This is a genomic window from Corallococcus sp. NCSPR001, from assembly GCF_017309135.1.
Classification (GTDB): domain Bacteria; phylum Myxococcota; class Myxococcia; order Myxococcales; family Myxococcaceae; genus Corallococcus.
Genome location: NZ_JAFIMS010000002.1, coordinates 3,788,451 through 3,806,159, shown reverse-complemented (window position 1 = coordinate 3,806,159; position 17,709 = coordinate 3,788,451). Strand labels below are relative to the sequence as shown.

The window sequence follows — 17,709 nt, the reverse complement described above, 5'->3', positions numbered from 1 at the left end:
GGAGCCCTTCGTGTTTCAGGGGGCGCTTCGTGTTTCAGGGGAAACGGTGGAGGCGGGTGCAGATCTCCACGGCGCGGTCCGCGATGCGGCCCAGCTCCTCCAGCATGGCGACTTCGAGGGGCGCGGGGCCGTGCTCGGCGACGAAGAAGGCCACGGGCTGGCCGCGCGAGTGCAGCGGGAAGACGAGCAGGTGGGACTCAGACTCGCCGCACAGCGCGGAGAAGATGGCCTCGTCCTGGGGCACCTGCGGGGCGCTGAAGACGCTGGGGCTGGGGCCGTTCAGCGCGGAGGTGAAGAGGGACGGCGTGTCCAGGTCCACCTTGAGGGCGGTGACCTCCGGACGGTCGCAGCCAGGACCCCAGGCACGGCCCACACGCGCGAGCCCGAAGCTGTCACCCAGCAGGAACGCCCGGCGGAAGCGGCCCGCGCTGTAGGCCAGCAGCACCTTGCCGACCATGCCCTGCGAGTCCGCCGTGTCGAGCGCGGAGAGGACCTGCTCGGCGGTGACGGCGGGACCGTCCGCTGGCGTGTCGGTGGACGCGCTGGCGGCGGCGAGCAGGGCCTGTGCGGGGTCTACCTGCGCGGCGGCCTGCGGCTGCCACGGCTGCTGCATGAACTCCCACGCGGAGGCCAGGGCCACGCCGTCCTCGGAGGCGACAGGCGCGGCGGCGGGGACGTCCAGGTCGACGACGCGGTCCGCCCAGGTGGTCTCCGCGTCGTGGCCCACGGCGCCCTCCCCTTCCCCGCCGCCCTGCCAGCCCACGAACTCCCACGTGGAGGCGAGCTGCATGGGTTCCTCGGAGGAGGTGGGCAGGTCGTCGAGCGCGATGGGCGTGCGGTCGCGGACGGGCGCCGGGGGCGCGGCCACGAGGCGCGGCTTCGGCGGGGCCACGGGCTCCTCGGCGTCCGAGGGGCTGGGGGCTTCCGCCTGAGGGGCAGCGGGCGCGGGTGCCGCTTCCGGGGAAGAGACGAGCGCGACGTCGAACTCTGGCGGGACTTCGGCCCGGTGCTCCTCGGCGGGCGCGGAGCTCACGGCTTCGGCCTTCGGCGCGGCGGCGACCTGCCAGGACTCGGCTTCCGGGGACGCGGAGGGCTTCTGCGAGTCTCCGGCCAGGCTGAACTCGAGCGCGTCGGATTCGGCGTCTTGTGGGGCGGAGGCGGCAATGACAGACGCGTCCGGAGCTTCAGGTGACGGGACCGGGGAGAGGCTCTCCTGCTTCGAGGCTTCGACGGCGACGGGCGCATCCAACAGCCCGTCATCCTTCGGGGCGTCAGCGGCGGTAGGAGTGGGAGCGGGGTCCTGCACGGGTGCTTCCTTCGCGCCAGTCGCGGCGGCGTCAGGCGCGGCAGCCAAGACGGGTTCCGCCTCGGGAATGGGCAGGGACTCGGGCGGCCTGGCGGGCATCACGCCTTCGGCACCGGGGACGTCCGTGGCTCCGGCGGCGTGCGGCACGGCGGACACCACGTCTTCGACATCAAGGACGTCCGTGGCTCCGGCGGCCTGCGGCCCGGCGGACATCACGTCTTCGACATCGAGAATGTCCGCGGCGTCGGCGGCTTGGGGCGCATGCGGCTTCGCGGCCGTCACGTCTTCGACGTCGAGGACATCCGCGGCATCAACGGCCTGGGCCTCTCGCGGCGCGGCGGACACCACGTCTTCGACGTCGAGGACATCCGCGGCATCAACGGCCTGGGGTTCGTGAGGCTTGGCGGACAGCACCTCTTCGACGTCGAGGACATCCGCGGCATCAACGGCCTGGGCCTCTCGCGGCGCGGCGGACACCAAGTCTTCGACGTCGAGGACATCCGCGGCATCGGCGGTAGGCGACTCCGCGGACACGGCGTCCACATCTTCGAGGATGTCGTCGTCGGAGAGATCATCTCCGGTCAGCACCGCCGCGGGCTCGGGAGCGGCTGCCACAGGTGCGGCGTCGAGCGGCGCAGGGCTCGGATTGACGTCGGCGTCGACGAGGAGCTCGGCGTCCAGCACCAGCTCGGACAACGACGAACTCGGAGCGGGCCCGGCGGCGTCAGCCTTCGCTTCCACCGGTGCAACCGCGACGTCCGAAGTCACCTGCTTCGCGGGAGAGGCATCCGCGAATGCATCCCCCCACTCTCCTCCGAGGTCCGGCACCGGAGCGCTGGCTGCCGGGACCTGCACGGAAGAGGCCGCCGGAATGGCTTGAGTGACTCCAGATGGACGTCGAGCCGCTGGGGGCTGGGCGCCCCCGGGAGCCATGTCCATGACAGGGATTGAGGCACTCGCGCTGTCCTGGGCAATCGCCTCTGGAGAAGCCTGGGCCGTTTGCGCGTTGTCCGGAGCGAGGCCCACCGCGGCGGTCGCGTTCCCAGACAGGCCTTGAGCCGTCGTGGACGACAGGCTTCCAACCGGCGCATTCGTCGCGCCCGGAGCCATCGAGGCCGGAGGCACGGCGGCAGGGCCAGGAGCACCCGGACGAGACACGGCGACGCCCGGCGCGCCAGCAGCAACCGCAGGCACGACTCCCGATGGAGGCCCCTGCCGCGGAGGCGCACCCGGAGGAAGCGGCTGGCCACCCGCGACAGGCCGTCCCTGCACGGCGTTGGGAGGCACGGCGCCAGGAGGCCCCATCGGACGCGCGCCCGGAGGAGCCCCGACACCGGGCCCCCCTGGCGCGGTCGGAGGACGCTGTCCCGGAGGAACAGGCCCCGCGCCACCGGGCGTCATCATCACCGGCGCGTTCATGCCCGGAGGAGGCCGAGGCACCGCTCCCGGAGGCATGCCTGGAGCTCCCGGCGGAGGCCCTGCCCGGACCATGCCCGGAGGCATCGGGGCGCCCGGAGGCATCGGTGCGCCGGGAGGCCCCACCGGTCGCGGTCCCGGAGCACCTGGAGCAGCGGGACGCATGCCCGGAGGCGGAGTCTTCGAGACAGCGGGGATCCCCGTCGCGGAAGGCCGAGCCGCCGGAGGCACGGGACCGCCCCGGCCGATCATCCCGGGAGGCTGCACTCCTGGCGGAGGCGCCGCACGCGGAGGCATTCCGGCCCCCGGCGGAACCGCTCCAGGCGCGACTCCCATCGGCGCCGCTCCAGGCGGAATCATCCCAGGCGCGACTCCCATCGGCGCAGCGCCCGGCGGAACCGCTCCAGGCGGAACCATCCCAGGCGCGACTCCCATCGGCGCAGCGCCCGGCGGAGGCGCTCCCGGAGCCACCGGCGCGGGCGCAGGCATGCCCGGAGCCACCGGCGGCAGCCCCCCCTGTCGGGCCACCATCCCCGGAGGCTGTGGCTGTGCCACCAACCGGGGCGGCGCGGCCGGAGGACTCCCACCGGGCCGAGCCGCCTCAAGCACAGGCGGAGCCCGCATCGGCTCGCCCATCACGATGTCCGGGAGCTCCTCGCCAACGATGGCCGCGTCGGCGATGTCCGCGTCGGCCTCCGGGTCCTCCGAGTCATCACTGAGGAACTGTCCCGGCGCGAGCCCACCGAACATCCCCGCGACCTCCGGCTCCGCGCGCACGGGCGCGGGCGGAGGCGGCACGGCCGGCGGCGGCACGACCACCGGCGGCGCCGCCATGGACACGGGCGCCACCGCCGCCGTGGACACCGAACGGCGCGCGGGCAGCGGAATGGCCGGCTTCAACGGGCGCGTCGGCCGGTCGATGTCGTAGCGCTGGCTCAGGTAGTGGTACAGCCGCAGCTCCGGCACCACGTACGGGACGATGCGCATGCCGGTGATGAACCCGAGCGCATCCGTGGTCTGCAGGTCCAGCGGGTTGGCCATCGCGACCTTCAGCCGCCGGCCCTCCACCGCGAGCGGGAACGCCTGGTGCTTCTCCGCCTGCTCCGCGGTGAGCAGCTTCAGCGTCGCGTCCGTGACGGCGTCGAAGTCCGCCTCCATCGCGACGGGCAACCGGGTCAGCTCCCCCAGCACCATGCCCACCGTCTCGATGTCCAGGAACCCCAGCTCAACCAGCCGGGAGCCCAACCGGCCTCCGTGCACGAGCTGCGCGCTCATGCCCTGGTCGAGCTGCGCCTGCGTCAGGAGGCCCTTGCGGACCAGCGTCAATCCCAGCTTGTCGCCCATGTCGGCCCGCAGTCTAAACGGCTTCGCGGTGCCAATGAGAGGGTGCGCACGAATACGACCTGCGCACCCGTCCTGCTCGCCTGCCCGGTGGCGCCCGGCTCAGTACGCGTTCTTCGACAGGAAGCCGCCCAGCGCGGTGCGCAGGAGGATCTTCAGGTCCATCAAGAGCGACCAGTTCTCGATGTAGTACAGGTCGTACTCGATGCGCTTCTGGATGGACGTCTGGCCGCGCAGGCCGTTGATCTGCGCCCAGCCGGTGATGCCCGCCTTCACCTTGTGGCGCAGGTGGTAGCGCGGAATCTGGCGCTTGAACTCCTCGATGAAGACGGGCCGCTCCGGGCGCGGGCCCACGAGGCTCATGTCGCCCCTCAGCACGTTGAAGAACTGGGGCAGCTCATCCAGCGAGTACTTGCGCAGGAACGTGCCCACCGGCGTGCGGCGCGCGTCCACCGCGCTGGCCATGGTGGCGCCCTGGGCCTCCGCATCCACGCGCATGGTGCGGAACTTGAGGATGTGGAAGGTCCGCCCGTCCATGCCCATCCGCTCCTGGTGGTAGAGGATGGGGCCCTTGCTGGTGAGGCGCACCAGGAGGGCGGTGAACACCATCAGCGGCGCGCTGGCGGCGATGGCCACCAGGGAGAAGAGCACGTCGAACACGCGCTTGGCCACGCGGCTCCAGCCGTCCATGGGGTCACCCTGGAGGCTGATGATGGGCAGGCCGCCGAACTCCTCCAGGCCGCCGTACAGGGTGATGTACTGGTACAGGTCCGGCACCACCTTGACGTCCACGGTGCGCAACGCCAGTTGCTCCATCAGCGGCTTCACCCGCGCCTGGTCCTCCAGCGGCACGGCGATGATGACCTGATCCACCGGGTGGGCATCCAGGTAGGCCTCCACCTCGCCCACGTGGCCCACCACGCGCACGCCGCCCACCCACTGGCCGACCTTCTCCTCCTTCAGTGACAGCACGCCCGTCACGCGGAAGCCCAGCTCGCGGTGGCTCTCCACGGTCTCGATGGTGCGCAGCCCCAGCTCCTCCTCTCCGATGACGAGGATGGACTTGAGGTTGAAGCCGCGCCGGCGCACCTCGCTGAGCAGGTGGCGCATGACCATGCGCGACAGCGCGATGAGCGTGAAGGCGTAGACGACGAAGATGGCCAGCGTGAGGCGCGAGTAGCGCTCGCGGATGAAGTACGTCACCGCCACCAGGACGAGCGTCGCGGTGATGGTGGCCTTGAAGAGCTCGAACAGCTCCCCCATGTGCGAGCGCGCGCGGTTGGTCGCGTACAGCCGCGCCCGCTGGAACGTCATCGGGAAGATGACCAGCACCATCACCAGGGAGACGAAGGTCTCGGCCGGGGGCGGGATGCCCTCGGTGATGGGGAACACGCCGCTGAAGCGGGTGAAGTACGCGAGCACGAACGCCACCGCGAGCATCCCCGCGTCGGCGGCGACCTTGATGGACGTGTAGAAGCGCTGCAGGCGACCGAACACCGCGATGACTCCTGACGGGGGACGAGGACCGTCCGTCGGATGCAAGACACGCACCCTGAGCCCCGGGAACCCTCAAGCGCCCGGGCCCCTCCCCCGGCGCGGCGTCCTACCATGGGTTTTCCCGTGAAACCAATGGGTTGCACCGGAGGGCAGCGGACACAATCCGACACGCCGGGCGGGCAGGCCTCGGGAAACTGGGGAGGGCGAGGACAGCGCTGTCACACCGCTGGGGAGGACGGGGGCAGGCCCAGGAGGGCGTCCACCTCCGCCTGGATGGCCTGCTGGAAGCGGGCGCGGCTGAAGCGCTCGGCCTGGGCGCGGGCGTCCTGGGGGCGGAAGGACGGCTCCCAGGCGTCGAACTGGCGCACGGCGGCGGCGAGGGACGCGGGGGTCTGCTCCGGGAAGAAGAGGCCCGTCCTGGGGGTGACGGTCTCCAGGGCGCCGCCCTTGCCGAAGGCGATGACGGGGCGGCCGGTGGCCTGGGCCTCCAGGGGGGTGATGCCGAAGTCCTCCTCGGGGGTGAAGAGGAGCGCGCGGGCGTCGCGGTAGAGGGCGGGGAGCGCGCTGTCCGGCACGTTGCCGAGGAACCGGATGTGGGGCGGGAGCGGCCCGGACGTGAGGCGCGAGGCCTCCTGCCCCGTGCCCACGACCCACAGCGGGGTGTCGAGGGTGCGGAAGGCCTCCAGGGCGACGTCCAGGCGCTTGTAGGGGGCGAAGGCGCCGAGCCACAGGAAGTAGCCGCCCTGCCCTCCCCCTTCGAGCGGCACCTGGGTGAAGCGTTCGAGTTCCACGGGGGGCGGGACGACGGAGGCGTCGCGGTCCCAGAAGCGGCGGATCTTCCCGGCGATGTGGCGGGAGTTGGCGACGATGCGGTCCACGCGCTGGGTGGAGGTGCGGTCCCAGTGCTGGAGGTAGGGCCGCACGGCGAGGGCGGCGGCGCGCACGGGGAGGCGGGTGCGGCCGGGGCCGAAGTACTCGTCGAACAGGTCCCACATGTACCGCATGGGCGCGTGGACGTAGCTCAGGTGGCGCACGCCGGGAGGCGCGTGGATGCCCTTGGCGACGCAGTGGCTGGAGGACAGGACGAGGTCGTAGTCGCCGGTGATGCGCAGGGCTTCGATGGCGCGCGGGAACAGCGGCAGGAAGTGCCGGTAGCGCGAGTGGATGCCGGGGATGTGCTGGAGGAACGACGTGGTGATGCGCCGGTCCTCGATGCGCGGGGACTGGCTGCCCGGCTGGTGGATGAGGGTGTAGAGGTCCGCGGAGGGGAACAGTTCGCAGAGGGCGTCGAGGACGCGTTCTCCGCCGCGGTGGGTGACGAGCCAGTCGTGGACGAGGGCGACCTTCACGGGTGGGACTTCTAGCACTGGCGCGGCGGTGCGGGGGTAAGCCAGCGTGTGGTAGGCCAGGGAGCGTGCCTTCTGTCCTGCTCGACTTGAGAATGGTGCGCGGTCAGCTCCACGGCATCGCGAGGTACGCGCTGGAGCTGGCGCGCCGTCTGCCCGCCCTGGCCACGGACCTGGAGTTCTCCGCGCTGGTGCCAGCGAAGGGGCTGCCGGACGACCTGGGAGAGCTGACGCCGAGGATTCCGCTGCACCGCTCCAGGGCTGGCTACCTGTCACCGACGGAGCAGCCGTTGTTGGCATACGAGCTGACGAAGCTGAAGCCGGACCTGTTCCACGCGACGTCGTTCTCGTTGCCGCTGTTCTGGCCGGGCAAGCTGGTGGGGACGTTGCACGACGCGAACCACCTGGCGCTGGCGGACCAGTACACGCCGGTGCAAGCCATCTATTACAAGGCCGTGGTGGGCCCACGGGCGCGGTTGGCCACGGCGTTGATCACCGTGTCTGACTTCTCCCGGGAGGAGCTGGGGAAGTACCTGAAGATGTCGCCGTACCGGTTCCAGGTGATCCACAACGGTGTGGATGAGCGGTTCCAGCCCCCCACTGCGAGCGAGGCGAAGGCGTTCCGGGACCGGCATGAGTTGCCGGAGCGGTACATCGCGGTGGTGGGCAACGCGAAGCCGTTCAAGAACCTGGCGATGCTGGCGAAGTTCGCGCCGGAGCTACCGGTGCCCCTGGTGCTGCTCGCGGGCAAGGGAGCGGTGGCGCATGAAGTGGGCCTGCACGAGAACGTCATCGACCTGGAGCAACTGCCTGAGTCGGAGATGCCGTTGTTTTATGGAGCGGCATCCATGCTGCTGTTGCCATCGCGCTACGAAGGCTTCGGCCTGCCCGCGCTGGAGGCCATGGCATCAGGCTGTCCGGTCATCGCCGCGGACACCACGGCCCTTCCCGAGGTTGTTGGCGATGCGGCGCTTCGGCTGGAGCCGACGGAGGCCTCCATGTGGAAGGAGGCCTCCTTGCGACTGTTGCGCGACGACGCCCTCCGCCAGGAGCTGATGGATTTGGGCAGAGGGAGGGCCGCGCGTTTCACCTGGGACGCCTGTGCCTTGCGGACCTTGGGGGTGTTTCGCAGGGCCCTCGAGGGAGCGAATTCACCCCGGCAGGGCGGGCCACCGGCTTAAAGATAGCTCAAATCAAAAGTGCATTCCAGCTCACTGCCATCGTCATATCGATAGACGAAGCGACCCTGCGCGTCAGCGGTATCCACGTGTTCAAGGGTCAAGGTCGCGGACTTTGGCGGCCCGGGTTCAAAATACTCCTCAACCGAGTTGTCATTGGTTGAGACGACATGGGGCGTCCATTCATCCGCGCCTTTGAAATTCTCGTCCGGCCCCCTCTCCGCCTGAGGATCCGGAACCCAGTCGTATGACTCCGAGGAGTCAATCCTCGGGTCTCCGCGGAACTTGATATCCACGCCCATAGCACGGATGCCCCTGTCGTTGAGCGAATCCGTGACATACGTCAAACGGAAGTAGGTCCACTTGTTGCCGTATCGATCCGTATTCGACCGGGCGAGCGAACTCGAGTCGGAATCCAGAGGCCAATTGATGGACTGTCCGAGGTGAGTTCCTTGACACGCCCCCTCGTGGGACGGCCCACAGCCAACAACAAATGTGGCACAGCACGACAGCAGCAGCGCAAGACGCGACGATGACGGGAGCATGCGTTCCAGTCTAGACCGGGCCTGGACATGGCCCAAGTCATCCCCGAAATGCAGTCCACGCGAAGTCCCGCGACTTCGATCCTCCGCGATGGCGTGTTCCTGGTGGCGCGTGTCCTCGCCGGAGCGCTGCTCTTGCTCGCATCGAACGCGAGCGCGCAGGCATCCCCCCTGGTCCAGACCGCGGGGCCGAAGGCCGTCTCCCTCACCGTCAGTGGCGGCGTATCGCTGGGCACGTACGAGGCAGGGTTCCTGTACTACGCGGGGACGTCCTCCCAGGGCGAGCGCGCCGTGGACCTGCGGCTCGTGACGGGCGCATCCGCGGGGAGCCTCAATGCCCTGCTGGCGATCATGGCGACCTGTGGCGTGGATGCGTCCACACCAGGCCAATCCCTGTTCTGGGACATCTGGGTTCCCATCGGGTTCAACGACCTCTTCGTCCCGACATCGACGACGCCGCTCGGTGTCCTCTCGCGGGAGGCGCTGGAACGGCGTGCCTCCCATGTCGAACAGGCCTGGAGCCGAGGCCTGGACCGATCCTGCGACGTGGTGCTCGGGGTTTCGACGACGCGCCTTTCGCCTCGTGCCCTTCAGGCCGCGAACGGACGGCTCGACCTGCCTCGACTCGAGGAGAAGTTCGCCATCCGCATTCAGGGACGCGGGCCCGGACGCCCTCCTCGTGCGACGAACTACACCACGCGCGAGGGCCGCCGGCTGGAGCTGCTGCTCGAAACGGACGACCAAGGGGAGATTCCCTTCGCGAACCTGCGCGAATTGCTGCTCGCGTCCATGTCCTTCCCCATCGCGTTCCCGCCCCAGCCCCTGCGGACCTGCGCGCCGAAGGCCTCCGCGAAGCCTGGGGTCTGCCGGCCTTCGGAGGCGCAGCGAGAGTTCTTCATCGACGGTGGCGTCTTCGACAACACGCCCCTGCGTCTGGCCGTGGGGCTCGCCCGTGATGGCCTTCGCGAAACCACGGACGGCAAGCTGGAGTGGCGACCGATTCCACAACCCGACACGCGCACGACGCCTCCCGGTATCGCGTTCGCCTTCCTCGACCCGGATGCGACGGAGTACCCCATCGCGCCTCCTCAGGAGGGCACCAGACCAGTCTCGCTGCCGGGCACACTCGCGGAGCTCCTGGCGGCTTTCGTGGACACGGCGCGGTCCAAGGAGCTGGCCATGCTGCTGGAGGAAGAGCCGGAGATCGCCAAGCGACTCACCCTTCCCCGCCGGCACTTCCCCGCGGCCGGTGCGCCTCTCTTCGCGTTCCTGGGCTTCTTCGAAAAGAGCTTCCGTGTCTTCGACTTCTACCTGGGCATGTATGACGCCCGGAGGATGATGGATGACGCGTTCCGTGAAGGCCGAACGCAGGCAGAGCGGCCTCGCGCTGCGGCGATGGATGGCATTGGCGGATGGCAGCCCTTCGCCTGCATGAGCGCCGTCTATGACTCGTTGCCGAGCGCGGAGCAGGTGTGTCAGGGCGAAGCGCTGGAGGACTTCCGGGCGCTGCTGCAGATGTCCTTGGACCAGCTCTACGACGCATGCAGTAGGTCCGCCGGGACTTTTCCCCCTGGAACCTGGCGCAACGCGCACTGTGACCGCGCCATCGCGGGCCAGCCACCGCCCCATGTCCCGGGCCTCCAGCCCAACGCATGGCCGGACTGGAAGCAGGGCAAGGAAGAGTCGGAGTTGGCGTATTCGATGCGCCTCCTGGGGGCCTATGGCTTCGGGTTCCAGGACCTGGGCGTACCCAAGGGCCAAGGAGACCAGGCCGTCCTGCGCATCCGCCATGCACTCGGGACTGCTGCCCACCGGCTCGCTGCGGTGCAACCCGCCGCGGACAAGCCCACGGTCCGTTTCGCCAGCAAGCTCGCGGTGGACAGCATCAGCTACGAGCCCCAGCGCCTGTCGCTGCACATCACGATGGGGCCCACGGAGAGCGAGCTGGGCTTGAGCGTCGGGGCCTCCGAGACTCCTCTGTCGTCTGGGCTCCGGTTCGCGGGAGCACTCGGGTTCCGGGGACTTGAGGACGTTCTCTCCTCCGGTAGCAACAGCGATCCCTTTGGCGTGATCGTCGTGGGAGGACTGGAGTTCCAGCCCCGCGCGGAGCAGACCTTCCTCTCGCAAAGCCGTCTCGCGCTTCGAGCAGGCTGGTTGTTCAGCGCGAAGGACGGCTATGGAACAAGCCTCTGCACGAACCGAGGCGCCAGCCACGTGACCGCGTGCTCACGGCCTGTCGTCCAGGGGCTCGTGGGCATCACCTTCCTGGAGTTCCTCCGGGCCCAGGTGGTCGGCGAGTGGTACCCGGGAAGTAGCTCCCGGAAGACGCTCTGGTCCGTGGCCCCGGGCATTGGCCTGGAAATTGGACTCTGACGGGGGCTCTCTGCGATCCGTGACGCGGGTCGAAAGTCACCTACATTCATGATCTCCATTCGCTCCATCGCTCTCTCAATCGTCGCCGTGCTTGGCCTCTTTGCTGCCTGCAGTGACGACCCCTCCAATCCCCCAGGTGGAACACCCGATGCGTCCGTGCAGGACGCATCCGTCCCCGATGCGTCCGTGGAGGACGCATCCACTCCAGAGATGTGCACGGACGCTGGCACCACGCAGTGTGGCGACACCTGCGTCAGCACCGACAGTGATCCGGCTCACTGTGGCGGGTGCGGTCAGGCTTGCACGAGCACCGAGGCCTGTGAGGCCGGCGCCTGCGTCGCGGTCTGTCGGATCGACGGACAGCAGTTCGCGGCTGGGGCGGTGAATCCGGCGAACGCGTGCGAGCAGTGCGTGCCTGAGATGTCCGCGACCACCTGGACACTGCTCGCGGACGGGACGACCTGCGGCACGGGTCAACTCTGCTCGGCGGGCGCATGCAGCCCCCAGTGCCTCATCAACGGCACGTTCTACGACGAGGGCACGCCGAATCCGACGAACGCCTGTGAGGTCTGCACGCCCGCGACGTCAACGACGGCGTGGTCGCCGCGCGAGGCCCTTCCCCTGCTGGTCGGCGGCACCGACATCGTGGCGCAGGGCTGGACGACGTACACACAGGGGCCGAACACGCTCACGTATGGCGAGGACTACGTGCGCCTCGCGACGTCGACGAACAGCGGTGCCAATTCGGGCGGGCAGTTGCTCCTCGCGAAGACGAACGCACTCGACCCGACGCAGCCGTTCACGCTCCGCGTGACAATGCAGGTCGAGTCGGTGAGCAGGCACAACCAGCTCGACAGCGGCGCGGCCATCTTGGGGAGCATCACCGGTTCGGTCGGCAACCAGACGGATCGCTCGCAGATGATCTACCTGGACAGCGCGGCGATTGGCTGGGCGGATGACACGCAGTCCTCGGCGTTCGCCGTGACCGATGGTGCGTACCACGTCTACGAGCTCGCGGTGGATGCCGCCAAGGTGGCGACGCTGAGCGTCGACGGTGTCGCGAAGCTCACGCGGAACAACTTCGTGACGAACGGCACCATCGCCATCGGAGATCAGACCAACGATGCGAACGTCGACGGCGTGGTTCGGATCAAGTCGGTCGAAAAGCTCTGCCAGTGACGCGCCCCCTGTCCCCATTCATGGGAATGGGGACAGGGTCACGTGTGGGCCATGATCGGGAACCGGTGGGCCTCCGGTGAGAGCCGGAGGCTCCGCACGAACAGGTCGGCCTCCGTATCCTCACCGGCCTCCACGGCGCCGGGCCAGTACCGCTCCGGAGTGAAACCGAAGCGGATGGCCCGGATGGGCCGGTCAATCAACCGGGGGATCCAGGCCCGCAGGTCGAAGGGCTCCCGCGCGAAGACATCGTCGAGGTAGAGCGTGTCTCCCTCGACGCCCGCGAACACCCAGGCGTCCGAGCCCAGTTGACGCAGGGGCCTCGCGAAGCCGTTGGCCACGGGCCAGCTCGCCACCGTTGCGTAGCCACGCGCTCCGAAGCGTTCGGTTGACGGAAGCCCCTCGCTGGAGAGCGCGGCGAGTCCCGCACGCACCTTCGCATCATCCACGTTGAGCATGGGCGCGGGCGGACCTTCCGGCACGGCATCATACGTGGCTGCGAACAGCGTCTGCCTTTGAGGCTGGAACCCGAAGCGCGGGTAGAACTGGCGCACGGTGGGGTTGGCGAAGAGCAGCACGGGCGCATCCCCGCATGCGTCCAGCGCGGCGTTCATGACCACCCGTGCCAGTCCCCTCCCACGATGCGACGGCACACAGCCCACGGCGCCCAGTTGGTAGGCCGTCACCTCGCGTCCCTCCAGCAGCAGGCGCATCCGCATCACGGAGGTATTGGCCACCACGCGTCCGGCCTCCAGCAGGGTGAACGCGCGATAGTCGTCGTTCCACTCGCCCCATGCACGCCAACGACGGAAATCCGCGCGACGGAATACCTGGGGCACGTAGTCACAGAAGAGTTCCTGCGACTTGACGTCGCGTGCTCCGACTTCGGTGACCGCAATGGGTTCCATCATGCGCCCCCAGTCAGCCTGAATGCTCAATCGGGTTCATGTCGGAGCGGCGTATTGAACTCGCACAACCCCAAGCCCCAGACCAACATGAACGACAGATGCACGCTGGGGTGGAACGGCAGGTAGTGCACCAGGGCTAGGACGTGGAAGCCCACGAAGGACAGCAGCGCTCCCGTGGCCGGGATCGACCCCGCGCGGTGCCTTCGCACCAGGGCCTTCGCCAACAGGAAGTGCATCGTCGCCAGCAGCACCAGGCCCACGAGCCCCGTCTCCGCCCAGGTCGTCAGCCAGATGTTGTGGGAGTCCGTGGCCAACAGGTCCGTGATGCCCGTCTCCGCCTGCGTCGCCAGGGCCGCGGGTTTGTGATTGCCGAAGCCCACGCCCACCCAGGTGTGCTCCCGCACCAGCCTCCAGCCCACGGACATCGCCAGCGACCGCTCTCCGCTGCCGAAGAGGTTGTCCACCGCCTTGCCGAACCGCTCCCGCCACGCGGGCGTCAGCAGCACCAGGCCCACCAGCGCCGCCGCCACGCCCAGCCCGGCCTGCCTCGCCGTTCCCCGCAGCAACAGCAGCAGCGCCAGCACGCACACGCCCAGCGCCGCTCCCAACGCCGCTCGCGCGAACGCGCCGTAGATGGAGAGCAGCAGCCCCAGCACCATCACCCCGGCCAGCACCCTCCGCCGCGTCACCTTCGAACGGCCTATCACCGCCAGCGCCGGGCCCAGCACCGCGATGGCCCCGTGCGCGAACCGCAGCCGGTGGAAGAACAAGCCTCCCGCCGCGTACCTCGGGTTCTCCTCCGTTCCGAAGTTCTCGTGCAGGCGCGACAGGTTCAGCTTCAGGAACTTCGGCGGCTCCCAGGGCCACTGCACGCGGTGCTGGTAGAAGCCCAGCGCCGCCGCCAGCAGCCAGCCTCCCGCGACGAGGCTCCCCAGCATCAGCCACGGCACTCCCAGCGTCCCGATGCACGCGACCGCCGCTCCCGCCACCGTGTCCAGCGCCTGGCCGTACCTCGCGCCCCGGGGCCACTTCGTCGCGGCTCCCGTCATCAGCGCCACCGCTGGCGACACGAGCTGCCAGACGCTCAGGGCGACGCTCGCCAGCACGAACGCCCTGACGTCCCTCTCCAGGCGCAGCCGCTTCGTCGCCACCAGCGCCAGGGCCAGCGCCGTGGCCAGGATGGCTCCGGCCTGGAGCACCGCCTCCGCCAGCACCAGCCCCACCGCGTAGAGCCCCAACACCGCGGCGACCGCCGTCTTCCAGCGCCCTGACTCGACCGTCTTCGTTTCCGTGCCCATGCCGTGCGCCTCGAACTCGCGAGGCCGGTGGACCCTATCCCACCTCGTGCTCCCCTGCCCTTCCCGACTGGGCCCGGAATCCCCGGCAATGGCCCCGTCACTCCTTTTCACGCGCTTGACGTTGGCGCTCCGGACGGGCACGCGTTACCCAGGGGCCTTTCCCGGGTCCCCCCTTCCGACATGCGCACCACCCATCGACCGTTCACCACCCTGGCCCTGGCGCTGTCCCTCTTCGTGGCCGCGCTGGAGATGACCGTCGTCTCCACCGCCATGCCCACGGTGGTCAGCGACCTGGGCGGCATCCAGCACTACGCGTGGGTCTTCACCGCGTACATGCTGTCCTCCACCATCACCGTCCCCATCTACGGGAAGCTCGCGGACCTCTACGGCCGCAAGCCCATCCTCCTCTTCGGGTCCACGCTGTTCCTGCTGGCGTCCGTGGCGTGCGGGTTCTCCACGTCGATGAACATGCTCATCGCGTTCCGCGTCCTCCAGGGACTGGGCGCCGGTGCCATGCAGCCCATCGCGATCACCATCATCGGGGACATCTACACGCTGGAGCAGCGCGGGAAGGTCCAGGGCGCGTTCAGCGCCGTGTGGGGCATCGCCGGACTCGCGGGCCCGCTCACCGGCGGCCTCATCGTGAAGTACCTCACGTGGCACTGGATCTTCTTCATCAACATCCCCATCGGCATCGCGTCCATGGTGCTGCTCGTCGCGTTCTTCCACGAGCAGCTCAAGCCCAAGGTGCGTGTCCGGCTGGACTACGCGGGCGCGGCGCTGCTGTCCTCGGGCGTCGTGGCGCTGTTGTTCGGCGTGCAGGGCTCCGGGCGGACACTGCTCGCTCTTCCCCTCGCCGCGGTGCTCCTCACCGCGTTCGTGTTCGTGGAGCTGCGCGCCGCCGAGCCCATCATCCCGATGAGCATCTTCAAGATCCCCACCATCGCCATCTCCAACGTGGCGGGCGCCCTCTTCTCCGCCGCCCAGTTCGGCGCGACCACCTACGTGCCCCTGTACGTGCAGGGCGTGCTCGGTGGCTCCGCCACGATGGCGGGCGGGATGATCACCCCCATGATCGTCGGCTGGCCGCTGGCGAGCCTCATCGGCGGCAGGCTCATGGTCCGCACCGGCTTCCGGCCGCTCATCGTCGGCGGGCTGGGGCTGGCCTCCATTGGCACCGTGCTGATGGCGCTGCTGCTCAAGCCCGGGGCTTCGATGCTGGTGCCGCAGATCGCCATGGGGTTGTTTGGCATTGGCCTGGGCTTCGCCGCCATGGCGACCATGGTGGCGGTCCAGACCACGGTGGGCTGGGAGCTGCGTGGCGTGGCCACCGCGAGCAGCATGTTCTTTCGCACCATCGGCGGGTCGCTGGGCGTGGGCGTGATGGGCGGCGTGCTGGTGAGTCAGCTCATGAAGGACCCCACCGTCCCCGTGAGCGCGGCCACGGAGCTGCTCGGCCCCGAGCACGGACGCGGGCTGGCGCCCGCTGTCCTCGATACGCTCGGCGGCGCGCTGAACACCGGGCTGTCCATCAACTTCTGGATCATGTGCTCGGCGATGATCGCCGCGTTCGCCGCGGGCCTGTTCTTCCCCAAGGTGAAGCGCGTCACCACGCCCGTGGACATGTCCGACGTCACCGCCTCCCACTGACGCCCGGCGGCCTTGTCACTTCGCGCGGGTGCTCAGCGGCGTGCAGGTCACGCTGGCGGGCACGGACCACAGCGCGTCACCCCAGACGTCGGAGTCCCCGCGGAAGTAGATGCTGTTGCCCACGCGGGTGAACTCCTCGGGCCTGTTGCCTCCCGGGCTGGAGAGGGTGACGCGCCCCGTGCCCGCTGGCGTGCCATTCGTCACCTGCGGCATGAGCCCCTGGTCGCCATCCCCGGAGCTGAAGAGCAGCGTGCCGGCCCCCGTGTCGAAGAGGGGCGAGCTGTACTCGTCGGCCGTGGTGAGCCGCCGGCTGAGCTGCTGTGTCCCTCCCGCAGTGCCGTCCGTCACCCACAGCCCGACCTCGCGAGGCGCGGGGCCCGGCGAGCCGATCGCCATGGAGAAGTAGAGCTTGCCTCCTGACTCCGCCGAGGACTGCACGTAGGGCGTGTTGTCCGGCTGGCCGGGATAGGCATTGGGCAACGTCATCACCGTGGCCTTCCCGCCTCCGGAGAGCGACAGGCGGTTCAGCTTCAACTGCTCGCCATCATCGCTGAGCGTGGTCAGGTAGACGGAGGAGCCCAGCGACCCGAGCAGCCGCACCTGCTTGCCGAAGGTGTCCAGGCGCACCGTGCCCGCCGCCGTCCCATCCGTGCGCCACACCTCCGTCCCGGAGGAGTCGTCCAGCGTGAACACCCCGTCGCCGCTCGCGAGCGCACGCGTCCCTGTCACGAGGGGAGTCCCCGCGTCCACGCGCTTGACGAGCGAGGTGCCCGCCGCCGTGCCGTCCGTGCGCCACAGGCGCGTGCCCTGGGTCGCGTCCTGGAGGAAGAACAGCAGCGCGCTCCCCGTGCGCAGCGTGGAGTAGGCCAGGGAGGAGCCCGAGCCGAAGTCCACCACCCGGTACGTCCCAGCCGCCGTGCCGTCCGAACGCCACAGCTCCACCGCGCTCCCCGCGCGCCGGAAGAAGGTCAGCCCGCCGCCCAGCGCGGTGAGGTCCGACAGGGAGGAGCCCGAAGCCCCCGGCGTGATGTCCTTGACGAGCTGGGTCCCCGCCGAGGTGCCATCACTCACCCACAGCTCGGAGCCCGCCGCCGGGTCCTCCATCGTGAAGAAGACCCGCGAGCCCACGGCCGTGAGGGACTCGAAGGTCCGGTAGTCCGGGCCCTCATAGGGGAACTCCTTCACCGGCACGGTGCCCACCGGGGTGCCGTCACTGCGCCACAGCCCCGCCGTGCTCCGGTAGGGATCCACGGTGAAGTACAGCGTGCCCGCCACGTTCGTCAGCTCCGACGGAATCGGCCGGTACGGCGACGGCAAGGGGTCACCCGGCGCAAGGAAGTCCTTCACCTTGGTGGCCGCCATGGCGGGTGTGCACGCCTGGGCCTGGACCCGAGGCTCCTGGGCCGCGGGCAGCTCCAGGTCCTGCGCCGCACCACAGCCCACGAACGACACACCCGCCAGGACCCACCCGAATCGCATGCGCATTGCCCAACCCCTTGTCAGACGGAGACAAGGGACGGTGGGACGCATGCGGATGACTGCCAATGCAATCCGGGCGCGGCAGGGTTCGTAATCAACACGAGGGCCGCGCGAAGGCGGACCCGCTGTCTGGAAACCGACGGCGGTCGGCTTCCCCATCACAGACAGTGCACGGGCCGGGCCAGATGGAATCCCAGCC

General features: G+C 69.4%; 10 protein-coding genes. 4 read left to right on the top strand and 6 right to left on the bottom strand.

Features of this window, described 5'->3' with window-relative positions:
- Window positions 1-34: 34 nt before the first annotated feature.
- The 3 genes from JYJ93_RS40615 to JYJ93_RS17445 form a co-directional block, all read right to left on the bottom strand.
- On the bottom strand, window positions 35-4,066 hold the full coding sequence (locus JYJ93_RS40615) for a hypothetical protein (protein WP_206792740.1): 4,032 nt from the start codon (window positions 4,064-4,066) through the stop codon (window positions 35-37).
- A 99-nt stretch (window positions 4,067-4,165) separates the two neighbouring features.
- Entirely contained in the window at window positions 4,166-5,560 is a 1,395-nt protein-coding gene (locus JYJ93_RS17450) for an undecaprenyl-phosphate glucose phosphotransferase (RefSeq protein WP_206792738.1), read from the bottom strand.
- Window positions 5,561-5,778: 218 nt separating this feature from the next.
- Window positions 5,779-6,909 (bottom strand): glycosyltransferase, encoded by a 1,131-nt coding sequence (locus JYJ93_RS17445; protein WP_206792736.1) that lies wholly within the window; start codon window positions 6,907-6,909, stop codon window positions 5,779-5,781.
- 92 nt (window positions 6,910-7,001) lie between these two features.
- Between JYJ93_RS17445 and JYJ93_RS17440 the strand changes: the two genes are divergently transcribed.
- The 3 genes from JYJ93_RS17440 (at window position 7,002) to JYJ93_RS17430 (ending at window position 12,178) form a co-directional block, all read left to right on the top strand.
- Complete coding sequence (locus JYJ93_RS17440) at window positions 7,002-8,087, top strand: glycosyltransferase family 1 protein (RefSeq protein ID WP_206800344.1); 1,086 nt, start codon at window positions 7,002-7,004, stop codon at window positions 8,085-8,087.
- Window positions 8,088-8,656: 569 nt separating this feature from the next.
- Window positions 8,657-10,999 (top strand): patatin-like phospholipase family protein, encoded by a 2,343-nt coding sequence (locus tag JYJ93_RS17435; protein ID WP_242543843.1) that lies wholly within the window; start codon window positions 8,657-8,659, stop codon window positions 10,997-10,999.
- Between the two features lie 156 nt (window positions 11,000-11,155).
- Window positions 11,156-12,178 carry a hypothetical protein gene (locus JYJ93_RS17430; RefSeq protein WP_269012476.1) on the top strand — a complete coding sequence of 341 codons (1,023 nt, stop codon included), beginning with the start codon at window positions 11,156-11,158 and terminating at the stop codon, window positions 12,176-12,178.
- A gap of 38 nt (window positions 12,179-12,216) precedes the next feature.
- Here JYJ93_RS17430 and JYJ93_RS17425 read toward each other — a convergent pair whose 3' ends face one another.
- Window positions 12,217-13,086, bottom strand: a complete 870-nt coding sequence (locus JYJ93_RS17425) for a GNAT family N-acetyltransferase (RefSeq protein ID WP_242543842.1) — start codon at window positions 13,084-13,086, stop codon at window positions 12,217-12,219.
- 23 nt (window positions 13,087-13,109) lie between these two features.
- Complete coding sequence (locus tag JYJ93_RS17420) at window positions 13,110-14,381, bottom strand: O-antigen ligase family protein (protein WP_206792732.1); 1,272 nt, start codon at window positions 14,379-14,381, stop codon at window positions 13,110-13,112.
- Between the two features lie 180 nt (window positions 14,382-14,561).
- Between JYJ93_RS17420 and JYJ93_RS17415 the strand changes: the two genes are divergently transcribed.
- The gene (locus tag JYJ93_RS17415) at window positions 14,562-16,031 is read left to right on the top strand and encodes an MDR family MFS transporter (RefSeq protein WP_206792730.1); all 1,470 of its coding nucleotides are present in this window, start codon (window positions 14,562-14,564) and stop codon (window positions 16,029-16,031) included.
- 15 nt (window positions 16,032-16,046) lie between these two features.
- Here the strand turns inward: JYJ93_RS17415 and JYJ93_RS17410 are convergent, their stop codons facing one another.
- A complete protein-coding gene (locus JYJ93_RS17410; protein ID WP_206792728.1) occupies window positions 16,047-17,516 on the bottom strand; it encodes an ELWxxDGT repeat protein in 1,470 nt (489 codons plus the stop codon).
- Between the last annotated feature and the right edge of the window lie 193 nt (window positions 17,517-17,709).